Annotated in this window: 18 protein-coding genes and 2 tRNA genes; 15 read left to right on the top strand and 5 right to left on the bottom strand. The window is 59.2% G+C overall.

The features are described 5' to 3' along the window. Positions 1 to 104 precede the first annotated feature (104 nt). The 8 genes from AC07N8_RS25035 (at position 105) to ychF (ending at position 7,024) form a co-directional block, all read left to right on the top strand. Positions 105 to 1,829: a tetratricopeptide repeat protein gene (locus AC07N8_RS25035; RefSeq protein WP_493146235.1), complete on the top strand. Its 1,725-nt coding sequence runs from the start codon at positions 105 to 107 to the stop codon at positions 1,827 to 1,829. 4 nt (positions 1,830 to 1,833) lie between these two features. After that, the gene (lolB, locus tag AC07N8_RS25030; RefSeq protein ID WP_493146237.1) at positions 1,834 to 2,451 is read left to right on the top strand and encodes a lipoprotein insertase outer membrane protein LolB; all 618 of its coding nucleotides are present in this window, start codon (positions 1,834 to 1,836) and stop codon (positions 2,449 to 2,451) included. Between the two features lie 2 nt (positions 2,452 to 2,453). Then, positions 2,454 to 3,305 carry a 4-(cytidine 5'-diphospho)-2-C-methyl-D-erythritol kinase gene (ispE, locus tag AC07N8_RS25025; RefSeq protein ID WP_493146239.1) on the top strand — a complete coding sequence of 284 codons (852 nt, stop codon included), beginning with the start codon at positions 2,454 to 2,456 and terminating at the stop codon, positions 3,303 to 3,305. Positions 3,306 to 3,341: 36 nt separating this feature from the next. After that, positions 3,342 to 3,416 (top strand) — tRNA-Gln (locus AC07N8_RS25020). A 46-nt stretch (positions 3,417 to 3,462) separates the two neighbouring features. After that, a complete protein-coding gene (locus AC07N8_RS25015; protein WP_003208392.1) occupies positions 3,463 to 4,404 on the top strand; it encodes a ribose-phosphate pyrophosphokinase in 942 nt (313 codons plus the stop codon). A gap of 141 nt (positions 4,405 to 4,545) precedes the next feature. Next, positions 4,546 to 5,148: a 50S ribosomal protein L25/general stress protein Ctc gene (locus AC07N8_RS25010; RefSeq protein WP_123435132.1), complete on the top strand. Its 603-nt coding sequence runs from the start codon at positions 4,546 to 4,548 to the stop codon at positions 5,146 to 5,148. A gap of 168 nt (positions 5,149 to 5,316) precedes the next feature. After that, positions 5,317 to 5,901, top strand: coding sequence for an aminoacyl-tRNA hydrolase (gene pth, locus AC07N8_RS25005; protein WP_046030136.1), 585 nt, complete (start codon positions 5,317 to 5,319; stop codon positions 5,899 to 5,901). A gap of 22 nt (positions 5,902 to 5,923) precedes the next feature. Beyond that, entirely contained in the window at positions 5,924 to 7,024 is a 1,101-nt protein-coding gene (ychF, locus tag AC07N8_RS25000) for a redox-regulated ATPase YchF (RefSeq protein ID WP_007942650.1), read from the top strand. 201 nt (positions 7,025 to 7,225) lie between these two features. Here ychF and AC07N8_RS24995 read toward each other — a convergent pair whose 3' ends face one another. After that, positions 7,226 to 8,443, bottom strand: a complete 1,218-nt coding sequence (locus AC07N8_RS24995; protein WP_483842796.1) for an MFS transporter — start codon at positions 8,441 to 8,443, stop codon at positions 7,226 to 7,228. 333 nt (positions 8,444 to 8,776) lie between these two features. Here AC07N8_RS24995 and AC07N8_RS24990 point away from each other — a divergent pair, with 333 nt between their 5' ends. Further along, positions 8,777 to 10,831, top strand: a complete 2,055-nt coding sequence (locus AC07N8_RS24990; protein ID WP_493146245.1) for a methyl-accepting chemotaxis protein — start codon at positions 8,777 to 8,779, stop codon at positions 10,829 to 10,831. 116 nt (positions 10,832 to 10,947) lie between these two features. Then, a tRNA-Met gene (locus AC07N8_RS24985) sits at positions 10,948 to 11,024 on the top strand. 89 nt (positions 11,025 to 11,113) lie between these two features. On the opposite strand, the gene AC07N8_RS24980 is transcribed toward AC07N8_RS24985, so the two are convergent. Further along, positions 11,114 to 12,223: a DUF2817 domain-containing protein gene (locus AC07N8_RS24980; RefSeq protein ID WP_493146247.1), complete on the bottom strand. Its 1,110-nt coding sequence runs from the start codon at positions 12,221 to 12,223 to the stop codon at positions 11,114 to 11,116. Positions 12,224 to 12,388: 165 nt separating this feature from the next. On the opposite strand from AC07N8_RS24980, the gene ggt reads away from it, so the two are divergent. From ggt to AC07N8_RS24965, 3 genes are all read left to right on the top strand, one after another. Then, positions 12,389 to 14,221: a gamma-glutamyltransferase gene (gene ggt / locus AC07N8_RS24975; RefSeq protein ID WP_493146249.1), complete on the top strand. Its 1,833-nt coding sequence runs from the start codon at positions 12,389 to 12,391 to the stop codon at positions 14,219 to 14,221. Between the two features lie 253 nt (positions 14,222 to 14,474). Further along, positions 14,475 to 14,777 (top strand): type II toxin-antitoxin system HigB family toxin, encoded by a 303-nt coding sequence (locus tag AC07N8_RS24970; RefSeq protein ID WP_493146251.1) that lies wholly within the window; start codon positions 14,475 to 14,477, stop codon positions 14,775 to 14,777. 2 nt (positions 14,778 to 14,779) lie between these two features. Next, positions 14,780 to 15,151 carry a helix-turn-helix domain-containing protein gene (locus AC07N8_RS24965; RefSeq protein ID WP_483842791.1) on the top strand — a complete coding sequence of 124 codons (372 nt, stop codon included), beginning with the start codon at positions 14,780 to 14,782 and terminating at the stop codon, positions 15,149 to 15,151. A gap of 79 nt (positions 15,152 to 15,230) precedes the next feature. Here AC07N8_RS24965 and ddlA read toward each other — a convergent pair whose 3' ends face one another. Both ddlA and AC07N8_RS24955 read right to left on the bottom strand, forming a co-directional pair. Continuing rightward, entirely contained in the window at positions 15,231 to 16,325 is a 1,095-nt protein-coding gene (gene ddlA, locus AC07N8_RS24960; protein WP_493146253.1) for a D-alanine--D-alanine ligase, read from the bottom strand. 10 nt (positions 16,326 to 16,335) lie between these two features. Beyond that, complete coding sequence (locus AC07N8_RS24955; RefSeq protein WP_483842788.1) at positions 16,336 to 16,977, bottom strand: LysE family translocator; 642 nt, start codon at positions 16,975 to 16,977, stop codon at positions 16,336 to 16,338. Positions 16,978 to 17,121: 144 nt separating this feature from the next. Between AC07N8_RS24955 and AC07N8_RS24950 the strand changes: the two genes are divergently transcribed. Continuing rightward, positions 17,122 to 17,934, top strand: a complete 813-nt coding sequence (locus AC07N8_RS24950; RefSeq protein ID WP_483842787.1) for an AraC family transcriptional regulator — start codon at positions 17,122 to 17,124, stop codon at positions 17,932 to 17,934. Positions 17,935 to 18,010: 76 nt separating this feature from the next. Then, on the top strand, positions 18,011 to 18,379 hold the full coding sequence (locus AC07N8_RS24945; protein WP_483842786.1) for a cupin domain-containing protein: 369 nt from the start codon (positions 18,011 to 18,013) through the stop codon (positions 18,377 to 18,379). 4 nt (positions 18,380 to 18,383) lie between these two features. Here AC07N8_RS24945 and AC07N8_RS24940 read toward each other — a convergent pair whose 3' ends face one another. Further along, positions 18,384 to 18,980, bottom strand: coding sequence for a flavin reductase family protein (locus tag AC07N8_RS24940; protein ID WP_483842785.1), 597 nt, complete (start codon positions 18,978 to 18,980; stop codon positions 18,384 to 18,386). Positions 18,981 to 19,023 lie beyond the last annotated feature (43 nt).

Raw genomic sequence — 19,023 nt, 5'->3', positions numbered from 1 at the left:
CCCAATGTCCTGCCTCTATAAAGGCCTCGATTGAGACTCGGTTATGTTTGGCCGAAGGCTTGTGTCATGATGATCCGACCGCAGGTTAGTCGTCCTCTTCCTATATGAATAGATCTTCCGCGTTGCTCCTCGCTTTTGTCTTCCTCAGCGGCTGCCAGGCCTTGGCACCCTCGTCGCCGGACGGTTCGTCGCCGGTTGAAGACAGCACTCCGGCCCCTGAAAAGCCCAAGGTCTACAGCTCATTCAGTGAAGAAACCGTCTTCAGCCTGTTGAGCGCCGAACTGGCTGGCCAGCGTAATCGTTTCGACATTGCGCTGGACAACTACGTGACCCAGGCCATCAACACCCAGGATCCGGGCATCTCCGAGCGGGCATTTCGCATTGCCGAATACCTGGGCGCCGATCAGGCCGCCCTGGACACCGCGCTGATCTGGGCAAAAAACGCCCCGAACGACCTCGAAGCGCAACGCGCAGCGGCCGTGCAACTGGCGCGCGCCGGGCGTTATGACGACTCCATGGTCTACATGGAGAAAGTCCTGCAAGGCAAAGGCGACACGCATTTCGATTTCCTTGCCCTGTCCGCGGCCGACACCGACCAGGACACGCGCAACGGTTTGATGAAAAGTTTCGACCGCTTGTTGCAGCGCCATCCGAAAAACAGCCAGCTGATCTTCGGCAAGGCCTTGCTGATGCAACAGGACGGTGACGCCAAAGGTGCGCTGACCCTGCTGGAAGACAATCCGCCAGACGACGGCGAAATTGCCCCGATCCTGTTGCGCGCGCGCCTGCTGCAAGTGCTCAACCGTGGCGACGAAGCCTTGCCGCTGCTGCAAAAAAGCATCAAGAAGTACCCGGACGACAAGCGCCTGCGCCTGACTTACGCGCGGATGCTGGTTGAGCAAGACCGCATGGCAGACGCCAAAGCCGAGTTTTCCAGCTTGGTGCAGCAATACCCGGAAGACGACGAACTGCGTTACTCCCTGGCATTGGTCTGCCTGGAAGCCAAGGACTGGGACGAGGCCAAGAGCCTGCTCGAAGACCTTATCGCCCGCGAAAGCCACGTCGACTCTGCTCACCTGAACCTCGGCCGTATCGCCGAAGAGCGCAACGACCCTCAAGGTGCGTTGATCGAGTACGGCAAAGTCGGCCCGGGTAACGACTACCTGCCGGCCCAATTGCGTCAGACCGACATCCTGATCAACAACGGCAAGACCGCCGAAGCCCAACGCCGCCTGGCCGCCGAGCGCGACGAGCAGCCGGATTACGCGATTCAGTTGTACCTGATCGAAGCCGAAACCCTGTCCGCCAATAATCAGGGCGACAAGGCCTGGGCTGTCCTGGACAAAGCCTTGAAGCAGTATCCGGACGATCTGAACCTGCTGTACACCCGCGCCATGCAGGCGGAAAAACGCAATGACCTGGCGCAGATGGAAAAAGACCTGCGCCTGATCATCAAGCGCGACCCGGACAACGCCATGGCACTCAATGCGCTTGGCTACACCCTGTCCGACCGCACCACGCGCTATGTCGAAGCCAAGGCGCTGATCGAACAGGCCCACCAGATCAATCCGGAAGACCCGGCGGTACTCGACAGCCTCGGCTGGGTGAACTTCCGCCTGGGTAATCTCGATGAAGCCGAGCGTTATCTGCGCCAGGCACTGGAGCGCTTCCCCGATCAGGAAGTGGCCGCCCACTTGGGTGAAGTGCTGTGGGCCAATGGCAAACAACGCGAAGCCAAACAAGTCTGGGGCAAATTCCTCAAGGAACAACCTGACAGCCCTACCCTGCGCGGCACTATCAAGCGCCTGACCGGATCAGAGACTCTTTAAGATTATGTTTTTGCGCCACATCATCGTTTTCAGTTTTATCGCCCTGCTCGCCGGTTGCGCGGGCTTCGGTGCTCGTGAATCCGTCGAAGGCCACGGCAACCCGGCCCAATGGCGTGAACACAAACAGCATTTGACCGCCCTCGACGGCTGGCAGATCAACGGCAAGATCGGCATCCGCGCCCCCAAGGATTCGGGCAGCGGCACCCTGTTCTGGCTGCAACGTCAGGATTACTACGACATCCGCCTGTCCGGCCCGTTGGGTCGTGGCGCGGCACGCCTGACCGGCCGACCTGGCAAGGTCTCGCTGGAAGTGGCCAATCAGGGGCGCTTTGACGCACCGAACCCGGAAGTCCTGCTGGAAGAACAACTGGGCTGGAAATTACCGGTATCGAACCTGGCCTGGTGGGTCCGCGGGCTCCCGGCGCCGGACAGCAAAAGCAAGCTGAATCTGGATGCCGACAGCCGCCTGGCCAGTCTGGAACAGGACGGCTGGCAGGTCGAATACACCAGTTACACGCAACAAAACGGTTTCTGGCTACCTGAAAAGATCAAGCTGCACGGCACCGACCTTGATGTCACGCTGGTGATCAAGGAATGGCAACCACGCAAGCTGGGGCAGTGAACATGACCGCCCCCCGCTTGACGTTGCCCTCCCCGGCCAAACTCAATCTGATGCTGCACATCCTCGGTCGCCGTGAAGACGGTTATCACGAGTTGCAGACGATTTTTCAGTTCCTCGATTACGGCGATGAAATCACCTTCGCCGTGCGCGACGATGGCGTGATCCGGTTGCACACCGAGTTCGACGGCGTTCCCCACGACAGCAATCTGATCGTCAAGGCTGCGAAGCAACTTCAGGAGCAATCCGGTAGTGCACTCGGCATTGATATCTGGATCGAAAAAATCCTGCCCATGGGCGGCGGCATTGGCGGCGGCAGTTCCAATGCCGCGACCACATTGCTCGGCCTGAATCATCTCTGGCAACTGGGCTGGGACGAGGATCGACTGGCCGCGCTGGGCCTCAAGCTGGGCGCTGACGTCCCGGTTTTCGTGCGTGGCCACGCCGCTTTTGCCGAAGGCGTTGGGGAGAAACTGACCCCTGTAGACCCCGAAGAACCGTGGTATGTCGTGCTGGTACCGCAAGTATCTGTAAGTACAGCAGAAATTTTTTCCGATCCGCTGTTGACACGTAACTCTCCTCCCATTAAAGTGCGCCCCGTTCCCAAGGGAAACAGTCGTAATGACTGCTTGCCAGTAGTAGCAAGGCGTTATCCAGAGGTACGTAACGCGTTGAATTTGTTAGGTAAATTTACCGAAGCAAAACTCACTGGCACTGGAAGTTGTGTGTTTGGGGGCTTCCCAAGCAAAGCTGAAGCTGATAAAGTCTCGGCCCTTCTTACAGAGACCCTTACAGGGTTTGTAGCAAAAGGAAGCAACGTTTCGATGTTGCATCGCAAGCTGCAAAGTCTGCTCTAAAGGAACCGATTACTGGGTAATCGTTGCAACAGATACAGGGGCGTCGCCAAGCGGTAAGGCAGCAGGTTTTGATCCTGCCATGCGTTGGTTCGAATCCAGCCGCCCCTGCCATTTTCCTATACTCATCCAGGTTACCCTCAGCCTTCAGGTACTGCGCGTGTCCAAGATGATGGTCTTTACGGGGAACGCTAACCCCGATCTGGCTCGACGTGTCGTACGTCAGCTGCATATCCCTCTCGGTGACATTTCTGTCGGTAAGTTTTCCGACGGCGAAATTACAGCCGAGATCAATGAAAACGTCCGCGGTAAAGATGTCTTCATTATTCAGCCGACTTGCGCTCCGACCAACGATAACCTGATGGAACTGGTAGTGATGGCTGATGCCTTCCGCCGCTCCTCGGCTACTCGTATCACTGCTGTTATTCCTTACTTTGGTTATGCCCGTCAGGATCGCCGTCCGCGTTCCGCACGTGTGGCTATCAGCGCGAAAGTCGTTGCTGACATGCTTACCGTAGTCGGCATCGACCGTGTTCTCACGGTTGATCTGCATGCTGACCAAATCCAGGGTTTCTTCGATATTCCGGTAGATAACATCTACGGCTCCCCGGTTCTGGTGGATGACATTGAAGATCAGCGCTTCGAAAACCTGATGATCGTGTCCCCGGACATTGGTGGCGTCGTGCGTGCACGTGCTGTTGCCAAATCCCTGGGCGTGGATCTCGGGATCATCGACAAACGCCGTGAGAAAGCCAATCACTCTGAAGTGATGCATATCATCGGTGATGTCGAAGGGCGTACCTGTATTCTGGTCGATGACATGGTCGATACCGCCGGCACTCTGTGCCACGCGGCAAAGGCTTTGAAAGAGCATGGCGCTGCCAAGGTTTTCGCCTACTGCACACACCCTGTGCTGTCCGGTCGGGCGATCGAAAACATCGAAAATTCCATGCTGGACGAACTGGTGGTGACTAACACCATCCCGTTGTCCGCTGCTGCACAAGCCTGCTCGCGTATCCGTCAACTGGATATCGCGCCGGTAGTTGCCGAGGCGGTCCGCCGCATCAGCAATGAAGAATCGATCAGCGCGATGTTCCGCTAAGGGCCCTGCCCTTCTCGAATGTCTCGTTGACGAAAAGCGCCCCGCCCCGGCATTCCTGTCGGGGCGGGGCTTTTTTGCCCATATCGCCTTTAGCGCTGGTCGCAAACGCTGGGGCGAATGTGGTTATTTTGGAGATACAACATGAACGATTTTACTCTGAATGCTGAAGTGCGTTCCGACCTGGGGAAAGGTGCGAGCCGCCGCCTGCGTCGTCTCGCAAGCCTGGTACCAGCTGTAGTTTACGGTGGCGAAAAAGCCCCTGAATCCATCAGCATGCTGGCTAAAGAAGTTGCCAAACTGCTCGAAAACGAAGCGGCTTACAGCCACATCATCGAGCTGAACGTTGGCGGCACCAAGCAAAACGTAATCATCAAGGCTCTGCAACGTCACCCGGCTAAAGGCCACGTGCTGCACGCTGACTTCGTTCGCGTAGTTGCCGGCCAAAAGCTGACCGCTATCGTTCCTGTGCACTTCATCAACGAAGCTGCTCCAGTGAAGAAAGGCGGCGAGATTTCGCACGTTGTTGCTGAAATCGAAGTGACCTGCCTGCCAAAAGACCTGCCTGAATTCATCGAAGTTGACCTGGCTAACGCCGAAGTCGGTTCGATCATTCACTTGTCCGACCTCAAAGCCCCTAAAGGCGTTGAGTTTGTTGCTCTGGCACACGGTGATGACAAGGCTGTTGCCAACGTCCACGCTCCACGTGTTGCTCCAGAAGCTACCGAAGAAGGCGCTGCAGAGTAATTTCACTCTGTACGCCGGAGTGATTGGAACATCGCGGACTGGAACGTAGCGAGAAAGCGGGCGAGAACGCGGAGTTTACATAATGGTAAATGAGCAATTTTCGTCCACTTTCGCCGCACACACTGATTGCGGCGATGTCATCCACCACTCCAAGGAAGGGCCCCTATCGTGACTGCCATTAAACTGATCGTTGGCCTGGGAAATCCAGGCGCTGAATACGAACAGACCCGGCATAACGCAGGGGCCCTTTTTGTTGAGCGCATCGCAAACGCACAAGGGGTCAACCTTGTCGCCGATCGCAAATATTTTGGCCTGACCGGACGCTATTCGCATCAGGGTCAGGATGTTCGTCTGCTGATTCCCACCACCTACATGAACCGTAGCGGCCAGGCCGTAGCAGCTCTGGCGGGCTTCTTCCGCATCAAGCCTGAAGAAATCCTCGTGGCGCACGACGAACTCGATCTGCCTCCGGGCGTTGCCAAGCTCAAGCAGGGCGGCGGCCATGGCGGTCACAACGGGTTGCGCGACATCATTGCGCAACTGGGCAATCAGAATACCTTTCACCGCTTGCGGCTTGGCATTGGCCACCCGGGCGTTGCCAGTATGGTTTCAAATTTCGTCCTGGGTCGTGCGCCACGCGCCGAACAGGAAAAACTCGATGCCAGCATCGACTTTGCCCTCGGCGTGCTGCCGGATATCCTCGCCGGTGAATGGAACCGCGCGATGAAAAACCTGCACAGCCAGAAGGCCTGACTCTACTCCGAGGGGAAACACCATGGGATTCAATTGCGGCATCGTCGGCCTGCCTAACGTCGGCAAGTCCACCCTGTTCAACGCCCTGACCAAATCCGGGATCGCGGCCGAGAACTTCCCCTTCTGCACCATCGAGCCGAACACCGGTATCGTGCCGATGCCGGATCCGCGTCTGGATGCCCTGGCGGCCATCGTCAATCCAAAGCGCATCCTGCCGACCACCATGGAATTCGTCGACATCGCGGGCCTGGTTGCCGGCGCTTCGAAAGGTGAAGGCCTGGGCAACAAGTTCCTCGCCAACATCCGTGAAACCGATGCCATCGCCCACGTGGTCCGCTGCTTCGAAGACGAGAACGTGATTCACGTCTCCAACAGCGTCGACCCGAAACGCGACATCGAGATCATCGACCTGGAACTGATCTTCGCCGACCTCGACAGCTGCGAAAAGCAACTGCAGAAAGTCGCCCGTAACGCCAAGGGTGGCGATAAGGACGCCGTGGTCCAGAAAGGCCTGCTGGAGCAACTGATCGCTCACTTCACCCTCGGCAAGCCTGCGCGTACGCTGATGAAGAACATGGGCGCCGACGACAAGGCCGTGATTCGTGGCTTCCACCTGCTGACCACCAAGCCGGTCATGTACATCGCCAACGTCGCTGAAGACGGTTTCGAGAACAACCCGCTGCTGGACATCGTCAAGGCCATCGCCGAAGAAGAAGGCGCCATGGTGGTTCCGGTCTGCAACAAGATCGAGGCGGAAATCGCCGAGCTGGAAGACGGCGAAGAGAAAGACATGTTCCTCGAAGCCCTGGGCCTCGAAGAGCCTGGCCTGAATCGCGTGATCCGCGCTGGCTACGAGATGCTGCACCTGCAGACCTACTTCACCGCCGGTGTCGAAGAAGTCCGCGCCTGGACCGTCCGCGTCGGTGCCACCGCACCACAAGCCGCTGGCGTGATCCACACCGACTTCGAAAAAGGCTTCATCCGTGCCGAAGTGATCGCGTACGACGACTTCATCCAGTACAAGGGCGAAGCCGGCACCAAAGAAGCCGGCAAATGGCGTCTGGAAGGCAAGGATTACATCGTTAAAGACGGCGACGTGATGCACTTCCGTTTCAACGTCTAAGTTTTTCGGTGCGAAGCACCCGCCCAAGAAAAAGCCGCGTTTGATACGCGGCTTTTTTGTGCCTGAAAGATTTACACGCCGCCCCCCCCAACTCCTGTGGGAGCGAGCCTGCTCGCGAAAGCGGTCCAACATTCAACGATGATGTTGGCTGATATTCCGCCTTCGCGAGCAGGCTCGCTCCCACATGGGAATGGTGTGGGATCAGGCCTTTTTGGTTCGCGGCAAGAAGATCGCCAGCACACCCAGCAACGGCAGGAACGAGCACAGGAAGTACACGTATTCAATGCCGTGCACATCCGCCAAATGCCCGAGCAACGCCGCTCCAATCCCGCCGAAACCAAACATCAACCCGAAGAACACTCCGGCAATCATCCCGACATTGCCCGGCACCAATTCCTGCGCGTACACCACAATTGCAGAAAACGCCGAGGCGAGGATAAAGCCGATAATCACGCTCAGGACGCTGGTCCAGAACAGGTCAACGTGCGGCAACAGCAGCGTGAACGGTGCAACGCCGAGGATCGAGAACCAGATCACCGCCTTACGCCCGATCTTGTCGCCAATCGGCCCACCGAAGAAAGTCCCCGCCGCGACCGCACCCAGAAACAGGAACAGGTGCAGCTGCGAACTGGCTACCGACAGGTCGAACTTCTCGATCAGGTAGAACGTGAAGTAACTGGTGAGGCTGGACATGTAGAAGTACTTGGAGAACACCAGCATCCCAAGCACCACCAGCGCACTGATCACTCTGCCCTTCGACAGACCGTGAGTCGCCGCCTGGCCTTGCTTGAGCTTGAACAGATTCAAGTGATTGGCGTACCAGCGGCTGATCCGGTAGAGCACGAACAGCGCGAACACAGCGAATAGCCCGAACCAGGCCACATTGCCCTGACCATACGGGATGATGATCGCGGCCGCGAGCAGCGGACCGAACGCCGACCCGGCATTACCGCCGACCTGAAAGGTCGATTGCGCCAGGCCAAATCGTCCGCCCGAGGCTAGTCGCGCCACGCGGGAGGCTTCCGGGTGAAAGGTCGACGAACCGATACCGATCAGCCCTGCCGCCAGCAGAATCAACGGAAAAGTGCCGACCATCGACATCATCACAATGCCGATCAGCGTACACACCGTCCCGGCAGGAAGCAGCCAGGGTTTGGGATGTCTGTCGGTGTAGTAACCGACCCACGGCTGCAAGAGCGAAGCGGTCAGTTGAAAGGTCAGCGTGATCAGGCCGACCTGGGTAAAGGTCAGGCCATAGTTGGCCTTGAGCATCGGATAAATCGACGGCAGCACCGACTGGATCAGGTCGTTGATAAGGTGCGCCAGCGCCACTGCGCCGATGATGCGCATGACCAAGGGGCTGCTTTGTGAAGTCGCGGGTGCCGACGTCGCGCCGGTCTGAGCGTTGCTGATAGCCATGAGTATTTCCGTACAGCGGATGGGTGCACGCGGGCAGGTGCGTCAATGTGCCATTTTTCGGTGCGAGAGCGCCATCCCCTTAGCCAGCTAACGAACTAATCTTTCATCGGCCGGTAGGTGATAGCGCAACGCCATGGTCTGAATCTTGCCTTGTTTAACACCTTCAACGCGGGCCTCTTACAAAGGGGACCGAGAATGGGAAGTTTCGCTACAGAGTCGGCCTACAGAGCTGGCGAGGGTGAACTTTCGAGGCCTTTTAAAAGGGCACGAGTCGCGGTCGCAACGGCCTCGACGCACGCCGATGGTGCGTGGTGTCCAGAGGAGTCATGGGGCATGTCGTTTTTATCACCGGGGATCGGGTTGCTGGGGCGTTTTGGCTTCGCACGCAAATTTCAGCTGTTGTTCCTGCTGTTTATCCTGCCGCTGGCCGGCAGCCTGTTGATGATTGGCCAGGATTATCGCGCCAAACTCAGCCTCATCTCCGGCGAACGCGCCGGGGTCAGGCAGCTGCTTGCTCTGGATGCTCTGGATAACCTGCTCGCCGCCCAGCGTGACCGCGCGGCTCGCTGGCGCGCCACGGAAACCAATCGCCAACCGACGCCAGCCACCCTCGCCGCCATGGGCGCGTTTGATGCGGTGCAGCCTGCCGTCGCTCAAGCCACTTCAGACCTCGGCAACGCGCTGAAAGTCGAAGGCGCCGAGGGCGAAACGCTTACCCGCTATCAAGCCTTGCAAACGGCCCTCAATGGCCTGGATTCGAAAAGCCTGAGCGGCGTCGGCTGGTGGCCGGACGGATACGACCGTTTCACCAACGCCTTGAGCGCCCTGCAAGCCCTGCGCGAACAGATCGCCATGGACAATCGCCTGACGCTCGCGCCATGGCTGGAAACCTATTTGCTGACGCAGATTTCCACCCAGCACGCGCCAGACCTGATTGAACGGGTCGGTCGCCTGGCCGCCGTCGGCCAGGCGTCCGTGGTCTCGGGCCAGTTCACCCTGCAAAGCCGCCTGCAATTGCGTGACTTGCGCAGCCGTATCGGCGATGCCCGGGAGCAACTGGTAAAAACCGCCACGCTCCTGGAAGCGCGCCTGCCCAGCGCATTGCAAAGCTGGGCCGGGCAATACCATGACAACCTGAAACACCTCGACGCGAGTTTGAAGGTGCTGGATGACGGCGTATTCGGTGGCAGCATCAGCCTCAAGCCGGAAGAGTTCGAACGCAACCTCGACGGCCTGCTCACAGACCTTGCGGCCCTGCGTCAGCAATCGTTGATGTCGCTGGATCAGCGCCTGGATTACTACCACGACTCGGCGATTCGTCAATTCATGCTGGTGGCGACGATCTTTGGCTGCCTGCTGCTGGCCGCGCTGTACCTGTTCATCTGCCTGCAAGCCTCGATCCGGCGCAGCGCCAGCGGCATCACCCTGCTGGCCGAAGCCCTGCGTGACGGCAATCTGAGCCTGCAAGCCCCCGTACAGGGCCGTGACGAACTGGCGGCCATCAGCACCGCCCTGAACGTCGCGGTGGTGCAATTACGCAACAGCTTGCAGGGAGTCGATCACGAAACCTTGCAGGTGAGCAACGCGGTGCGCACGCTGAACCATCACTCAAGTGGCGCACTCGGCGAAGTCGAGGCGCAACAATTGCAAATCAGCCAGATTGCCGCGGCGGCCACGCAACTGGCGGCGACCTCTCAAGGGGTTGCCCAGAGTTGCGAACAGGCGTCAGGCAGCGCTCAGCACACCCAGCGCATTGCCGCCGACAGCAGCCGAGACAGTCAACGCACCACAGCGAGCATTCAACAGCTTAATCAGCGCTTGAACGACACCGCTGCGGCACTGGGCCGGGTCAGTGAGCAAGGGCAACAGATTCAGCTGGTGGTCGACACCATTCGCGGGGTCGCCGAGCAAACCAACCTGTTGGCGCTCAACGCCGCCATCGAGGCCGCCCGTGCAGGCGAACAAGGTCGCGGTTTTGCCGTGGTAGCCGATGAAGTGCGCAGCCTGTCGCAACGCACCCAGTCGTCCACCGCGCAAATTGCCGGCACGGTCGACAGCCTGCGCAACACCGTGAATGAAGCGGTGAGCCTGATGGAAGCGGCCTGTAGCCAGGCACAAAGTGATGCCCAATCCGTCACCGGCCTGGGCGAACGCCTGGGGGAAATCGCCCTCGCGGTTCAGGGCGTGACCGATACCCTGGCGCACATCGCGACCGCCGTGGAAGAACAGGCCAGCACCGCCGATGAAGTCAGCGGCAACATCCAGCAAGTCGATCAGGCGGCAGTCAGGTTGCTCGAAGGCGCACGGGCGGTGAACCTGGCGGCAGACACCTTGAGCCAGGGCAGCAAGGCCTTGAGCGCGAATACCGGGAGATTTCAGCTCAGTTGACGCCTTCCTCCGGCCCGATTTTTCGGGTCAGGAGGATAAGCAGTTGAAAGCGTAGAGAAATATTTTAGATTTACGCTTGACACATCATCGTTCCAAGCCAATAATGCGCGCCACTTGGCTACATAGCTCAGTTGGTTAGAGCATAGCATTCATAATGCTGGGGTCCGGGGTTCAAGTCCCTGTGTAGCCACCAAGTACTAAAAACGGCTTACCGAAAGGTAGGCCGTTTTTTTATGGCTCGGGAAAAGTACCCTGAACCCCACGGGTCCAGGGTGATCCGCCTCAGGTGCGAATCGTCGGCAACGCCGACAACGCTCGCTCCCAAATCTGCCACGTCCGCAGCCACACCATGGCCTGCCAGTCGCTGTCGGCCGGATAGAATTGCTCCAGCAGATTCAGCTTGATTCCCCGCCCCAGCGCATCACTCGGATCGCCATGAAGATGCAGCCAGTGGTCATCGCGCAAATGACGATGCACGTCCGCCCCCGGGTACGTCCCGCACTCAATCACAAACGGCATCAACCGAACCTGCGGCAACGCGTCGATCAACGCCTGCGAGGTGTAGCCAGTCGCGGTTGCCGCCACACCGGTTTCACTTAACGTGTCGGCGCCGGTCAGCAGCGTGTACAGCCACGGCCCGTAAATGGCCTGGGCATCGGGCAGCGCGGGATAAGCAGCTTCAGTGATCGTCAACAGCATCGGATGACCGTACTCGCCGGCCCCCGTGTGCAAGTCGAAACACATGGCCACGTCGGCATGGGCGATGTGCTTTTGCAGGATGGCGTGCAATGTACGGTTCGACCAACTTGGCGCCAGCCCACCGAAAAACAGGCCGTCGGGGTGACTGTGCTGGCCACCCTCGACAATCGACATCACGGCCGGCCAGCCATGTCCGCGGATCTGCGCGTCGAGCAAGGCATCCGCGCGCTCACGCTCAGGACCTTGCAGCTCGGTGCAGGCGTAGATGTCATGCAACGTTGCGTAAGCCTGATTGTCCGGCAACGGCCGTTCGAAATTCAGGTGATTGCGATTCAGGTCGATGTTGTCTTCGTTAACCCGCCGCAGCCAGGCAGTGCCCCAGGGATTGATCAGGTGAATGAACACCACGGCCACATCCGCCGGCAGTGAGCGCTTGCCCAATTCCTGCATCCATTTGATCTGACAACCCGAACCGTAGAAGCCTTCGACACCATGGGTGCCGCTCAGCGCAATCAGCAACCGCTTGGCGCCAGGATCGCCCAGTACTGCGACATCGGTACTCAAGGGTTCGCCGAAAGGCCCTTTGAGCGGATGCGGGTATTCGGTCAACGTCGCACCGGCCTCGGTGGCGGCCGCGAGGAACAGCTCTCGCTGATGACGGTAACTTGGCTGGGTGGGAAACTCGGTTTGCATGTCTGCCTCTTGTTGATCTTCTGGCCCGTCTATTGCCCTCGACCCTACAGAAAATCCGTCGACTCATGAAGGATAAAAGCAGCTTTACTGTAGGCCCTGGTTTGCACCCTGCCGAGTCGGCCGATAAAGTCCCGGTAACTTTCCCCACGGACGGAGTGCCCCAACGTGTTCTCAGCCTTCCATTTGAGCCGCTATCGCCGCTCGGCCCTGTCGCTGATCGTCGCGACGCTGACCCTCACCGCCTGTAACGCGCCACCCACTTCGACGTTGCCTGTGGCACCCGAAAACGCCTCGGGCTATCGCACCGACCTGCAAACCCGGCACGCCTCCACGCACATGGCGGCAGCGGCCAACCCGCTGGCGGCCGAAGCCGGGCGGGAGATGCTGCGTCAGGGGGGCTCGGCGATTGATGCCGCCATTGCGATGCAAGCGGTGCTGACACTGGTCGAGCCGCAATCTTCCGGCATTGGCGGCGGTGCATTGATCGTGCTTTGGGATGGCAAGGCAGTGCGCACCTTCGACGGTCGCGAAACCGCGCCGGCCGGCGCCACCGAGAAGCTTTTCCTACAGGCCGACGGTAAACCGATGGCGTTCACCCCGGCCCAGATTGGCGGGCGTTCGGTGGGTACGCCGGGCGTGTTGCGAGCGCTTGAGCTGGCGCACCGCAAACACGGTCGTCTGCCGTGGGCGAAGCTGTTCGAACCCGCCATCAAACTCGCGGAGCAAGGCTTCGCCATCTCGCCGCGCCTTCATCTGTTGATCGCCTCGGATTCGTCCATGCGCAGTTCGCCGGACATGGTGGCCTACTTCCTGAATGCGGACGGCAGCCCGAAAGCGGCCGGTACGTTGCTGAAAAATCCGGCACTGGCCGTTGTGCTGAAACGCATCGCCAACGAAGGGCCTGACGCGCTGTACAAAGGCGCCATCGCGCAAGAGATCGTCACCAAGGTTCAGGGCCACGCCAACCCCGGCAGCTTGTCCCTGAACGATCTGCAAGGCTATCAGGCCAAGGAACGCGCGCCGCTGTGCACCGATTACAAACGCTGGCAGGTGTGCGGCATGCCACCGCCATCATCGGGCGGAATCGCCGTGGCGCAGATTCTCGGCACCTTGCAGGCCCTGGAAACCCGCGACCCGCGTTTCGCCCTCGCGCCGCTGAAACCGGTGAAGACGCAAAAACCCGCAGGCACCGAGCCCGCTCCGCAAGCCGTGCACCTGATCGCCGAAGCCGAGCGCCTGGCTTACGCCGACCGCGCACAGTACGTGGCCGACGCCGACTTCGTGCCCGTGCCGGTCAAAGGGCTGGTAGACCCGGCCTATCTGGCCAGCCGCGCCGCCCTGATCGGTGATCGCAGCATGGGCGTGGCCAAACCCGGTACCCCGCCAGGCATTCAGGTGGCCTACGCGCCGGATCGCTCACCACTGCGCATCTCCACCTCACAGGTGGTGGCGGTGGATGACCAAGGCGGGGCCGTGTCGATGACCACCACCATCGAGTCCGCCTTCGGCTCGCACGTGATGGTCCAGGGCTTCCTGCTCAATAACGAGATGACCGACTTCTCCTTCATCCCCGAAGAAAACGGGCAAAAAGTCGCCAACCGCGTTGAGCCCGGCAAACGCCCACGCTCGTCCATGGCGCCGACCCTGATCTTCGACCGCCAGAGCGGCGAATTCCTCGCCACCATCGGCTCCCCCGGTGGCTCGCAAATCATCGAGTACGTGGCCAAATCCACTATCGGCCTGCTCGACTGGAACCTCGATCCGCAAGCCGCCATCAACCTGCCCAACTTCGGCAGCCGCAATGGCCCGACGGAGCTGGAGCAGGGGCAGTTCAGCGCGGAGCTGATCCAGGCGTTGAAGGACAAGGGACACAGCGTCAGCGAGATCGACATGACCAGCGGCACCCAGGCGATTGTTCGGGTGAAGGATGCGCAAGGGAATGCGTCACTGGCGGGCGGGGCTGATCCTCGGCGTGAGGGGGAAGCGTTGGGGGATTGATTCGTACGCGGGAATGAAAAAGGGCTTACCGGGAGGTAGGCCCTTTTTTACAGATATTGCAATCTGATCGGCTGTCGCGTGATGCCATTTCCTACACGCAAAAATATGTTTCTTGAGTAGAGTTTCGCACCAGGTTTGTCCCATCAAATTAGATGTCTGATGCACCTGACCATAGAGTCGAGCTTACTTCCCCGCCTATCGGTTATGCCTCCACAGACTTGCATCAGTCCCAGCACGGGACTAGGATCGTGCCATGAGAATCATCGCAGTTGGTCAGCTGAAAAAGTTTTGGGGGAAATACCCCGACTCGGAACAATCTTTCCTAGCCTGGATTGACGAGGCAAAAAATGCGAACTGGAAAGCGCCTTTGGATATAAAGGCTCACTTTGCTACTGCCAGTATTCTCAAGAGCCGCAGAGTCGTATTCAACATCAAGGGTAACGACTTTAGATTGGTGGTCGCCGTGGCTTATCGCTTCGGCGCCATATACATAAAATTCGTCGGCACTCACAAGCAGTACGACGCAATCGACGCCGACACCGTCGAGATGGAGTAACCATGAATATTCATCCGATTCACACCGACGAGGACTACCGTGCGGCACTGAAAAACGTGTCGGCACTGTTTGACAACGAACCAGAGCCTGGCACCCCTGAGGGTGATTATTTCGACATCATGATCACGCTTATCGAAGCTTATGAATCAAGAAATTTTCCGGTCGATCTACCCAATCCAATCGACGCCATCAAGTTTCGTATGGAGCAATCCGGCTTATCTGCCTCAGACCTTGCGCCCGCTATTGGCAGGACAAACCGGGTCTATGAAGTACTCAATGGCAAACGCGCCCTGACGCTTCCAATGATCTGGAAACTGCATGAGTTGTTCGGGATCCCGGCTGAGAGCCTGATCAAGCCAGTGAAGCAGGCCTGATCAGGCGTTACTCCTCTGAAATCAGGCCGGCACACCCAAAATAATATGCGACGCCTTGATCACCGCCCAAACATTCAGCTTAGCGCGAGATCTTCAACGCCTGTCGCGCCTGATGCTTGTCCAGGGCAAGATCAATCAAGCGGCTGACCAGTTCGCTGTAGGTCATGCCGGTGGCCTGCCAGAGTTTGGGGTACATGCTGATCCGGGTGAAACCGGGCAGCGAGTTGATCTCGTTGATCAGCACTTCGCCGCTGTCGGTGAGGAACACATCGACCCGCGCCAGCCCGGAGCAGCCCAGCACCTGGAATGCCTCAACGGCCAAAGCCCGAATACGCTCGCTGGACTCGACACTGATGTTGGCCGGTACCACGACCTGCGCCGCCTGGGCGTCGATGTATTTGCTGTCGTAGGAGTAGAAACCGCTACTCACCACGATTTCACCACAACCGCTGGCGATCGCATCTTCGTTGCCAAGTACGGCGCACTCGATCTCACGGCCGCTGACGGCGGATTCGATCAGCACCTTTTCGTCGAACCCCAGGGCCAGTTCCACGGCCGCCTGGTACTCGGCTTCGTCATTGACCTTGCTCACGCCCACGGAAGAGCCCTGGTTCGCCGGTTTGACGAACAGCGGCAGTCCGAGTTTGCCCTGAACTTCGACGAACCCGGTACGCGCTGCCGTGGCGCGGTTCAGGGTGACGAACGGCGTGACCGCCAAGCCCGCGTCGCGCAGCAGGCGTTTACTGATGTCTTTGTCCATGCACACCGCTGAACCAAGCACGTCGGAGCCGACAAAGGGCAGGTCGGCCATGCGCAACAGGCCTTGCAGGCAACCGTCTTCACCCAGGGTGCCGTGAACAATCGGGAAGATCACATCGACGTGCCCGAGCAGCTCCTGACCGGAGGTTTCCACCAATTGCTGACTGACTTTGCCCGGCACCACCGCCAATTCACGGTTGGACTGGTTGAGGGCGATCAGGGCTGGATTTTCCTGATTGAGCAAGAAGTTCGAAGGGTCGTTGAGGTGCCAGTGACCCTGTTTGTCGATGCCGATCAGCACCGGCTCGAAGCGCGAGCGATCCAGTGCATCGACAATGTTCTTCGCCGATTGCAGCGACACTTCGTGTTCCGCCGAACGACCACCAAAAATAATCCCTACCCGCAATTTGCTCATGCAAACCACCTCAACGATTGGCCACCAAATGCGCGCCGAACAATAGATAGCAACTGCCTGCGAAGCGATCCAGCCATGTGCGCGAACGCTCGTAGACGACCGCGACTCGTTGGCTGGCGAACAACAGCGCAACGCTGCAATACCAACTGAATGACAGGCTCGCCATAGTCAGCACGGCCAGCGCGAGCAACATCGGTGGCGGTGAGGCGGGCATGGCGGTAGCAAAAATGGTGGCGACGAACAGCGCAGATTTCGGATTGGTCATGTTCCCCAAAAAGCCTTGGGTATACGCCGACAGCAACGTATGCCCTGTCTCGTTCAGCGCGCCAGCATCACCCGGCGCCGCTGACGGTTTACGCTTGAATTGCTTCAGGCCCAGATAGATCAGGTAACAACCACCCGCAATCTTGAACCCCAGGTACAGCGTCGGTGCTGCACTGAACAACGACTTGATCCCCAGGCCTCCCGCCAGCCCCCAGAGCACGGTGCCCGTCGCCACGCCCAACGCAGCCACCACGCCATGACGGCGTGTGCGACTGGCGGCCAATTGCGCGATGTTGAAGAAATTAGGACCCGGCGTGACCACGGCAACGGTCCATAAAAGCGCCAGCGACAATAGCGGCGCAGCGTAGCCCAGTGAGGTATTTTCCATGATGCGGGGTGCCTTCTTGGCCTCGATAATGCTCAACACCTTGCAACATTTACCCCGGCTTTTCTACCCGTCCAACGGGTTTATCGGGCAGCGCACAGGTGACTGGGTTACCGTGTTCTGCATTGATTTCACGACTACAACGCCATGGCCAAGCAAACGCCTCCCATCGACTGGTTCCACCGCGCGCCCGACGTGGGCGGCCTGCAACGTTTCGAAGCGTTTTTTGCGGGTCACGGCTACGACCTTCATCGTCACGACACCTACGCCATCGGCCGAACCCTGGCCGGTGTGCAGAGTTTTCAGTACCGCGGCGGATGGCGCCACAGCCTGCCGGGCGGGACGTTGGTGTTGCACCCGGACGAAGTCCACGATGGCGAGGCCGGCACCGAGGCCGGGTTCAAATACCGAATGATGTACATCGAACCGGCGCTGATCCAGCAGATGCTTGGCGGACAACCGCTGCCGTTCATCAAGAACGGACTGTCGACTGACCCTCGCCTGTTCGCCGCCACCGACGTGTTGCTGCGCAGTCTGGATTGCCCCCTCGACCCTTTGGAGGAACAGGACGCGCTGTACGATCTGGCGCAGGCCCTGAGCAGCGTTTCGGGAACACCTTTCGCCCGCCACCAGAGCTTCGACTACGTGGCGGCGGAGCGCGCGCGGGAGTTCATTCACAGTGCGCTGGATCGCACCGTGACGCTGGAGGAGCTGGCGCACCACAGCGGTCGTGATCGCTGGAGCCTGTCACGGGACTTTCGCCTGTTGTTCGGCACCAGCCCTTATCGATACCTGACCATGCGGCGCCTGGACCTGGTGCGCTCGCTACTGATCCAGGGCCAGTCACTGGTCAGCGCTGCGCTGATTACTGGCTTCACCGATCAAAGCCACATGACCCGGCAATTCAGCAAAACCTACGGTCTGTCGCCGGCCCGCTGGATGAAAATGCACCGTCGCTAAGCGACGCACAATCGTACAAGAAGCAGACCTGAGCGCTGGTTATCGTGGGTTCAAGATCAACCACGGGAGCTGCTGCATGAACGCTTACAAAAGCCTGAACTTCGCTGAAAAAATCGCCCGGATCGATGCGCACTGGGCGCCCCGGGTCATCGCCGAAATGAACGACTACCAGTTCAAGGTGGTGAAGCTGCTGGGGGATTTCATCTGGCACGATCATCTGGAAACCGACGAAACCTTCATCGTGCTCGAAGGCCAGCTGCGCCTCGATTTTCGTGACGGTTTCGTATTGGTCAACGCCGGCGAAATGTACGTGGTGCCCAAAGGGGTCGAGCACAAACCCTCTGCCGAGCAAGAGGTGAAGCTGCTGCTGATCGAGCCCAAGGGTGTGCTCAACACCGGCAGCGAAGGCGGCGAACGCACGGCGGTCAATGACGTGTGGGTGTGAGGCGTTACGCCAAGGTCTTGCCGTCCACCGGGTCGCCAATCATCAGGAAATGCCCGCCCGCGACATGGTGCAAGGTGCGCAGTGCGTCATGCCCCTCGAAGTGCCAACGGCCGTCGCTGAAGACCCGCTCATCTGCCTGGGCGGCAATCACCTCGGCCAGGAACAGATCGTATTGCTGATGATTGCTGGGCTCTGGCAGCAGTCGACATTCCAGCCATGCCACGCAGCCCTCGAGCAAAGGGGCGTCGATCAGCTCACCGCTAAACGTTTGCAAACCATACGCCTGGAACTTGTCCTGACCTTGGCCCTGGGTCAATTCCAGGCCTGATGTCGAGCCAACGGTCTGGGTGATATCGGCTTGAGCGACGCAGGGCACGTTCAGGACGAAGGTGCCCGAGGCTTCGAGCAGTTGCCGGGTCCAGGTGGACTTGTCCAGCACCACGGCAATTTTCGGCGGTTCGAAATCCAGCGGCATGGCCCAGGCAGCGGCCATGATATTGCGCTGGCCGTCATGGGCGGCGCTCACCAGTACGGTCGGCCCGTGATTGAGCAGGCGATAAGCCTTGGACAAAGGAACCGGGCGGCGGTGGGAAACGCTCATGGTGTCTGCTCCTGGGAAAAGAGCCGATTGTAGCGATTTCCAC

The organism is Pseudomonas sp. GW821-FHT10C09 (assembly GCF_059415465.1).
Note: the sequence above shows the minus strand (reverse complement) of the source record. Positions and strands in the feature narration are given on the sequence as shown.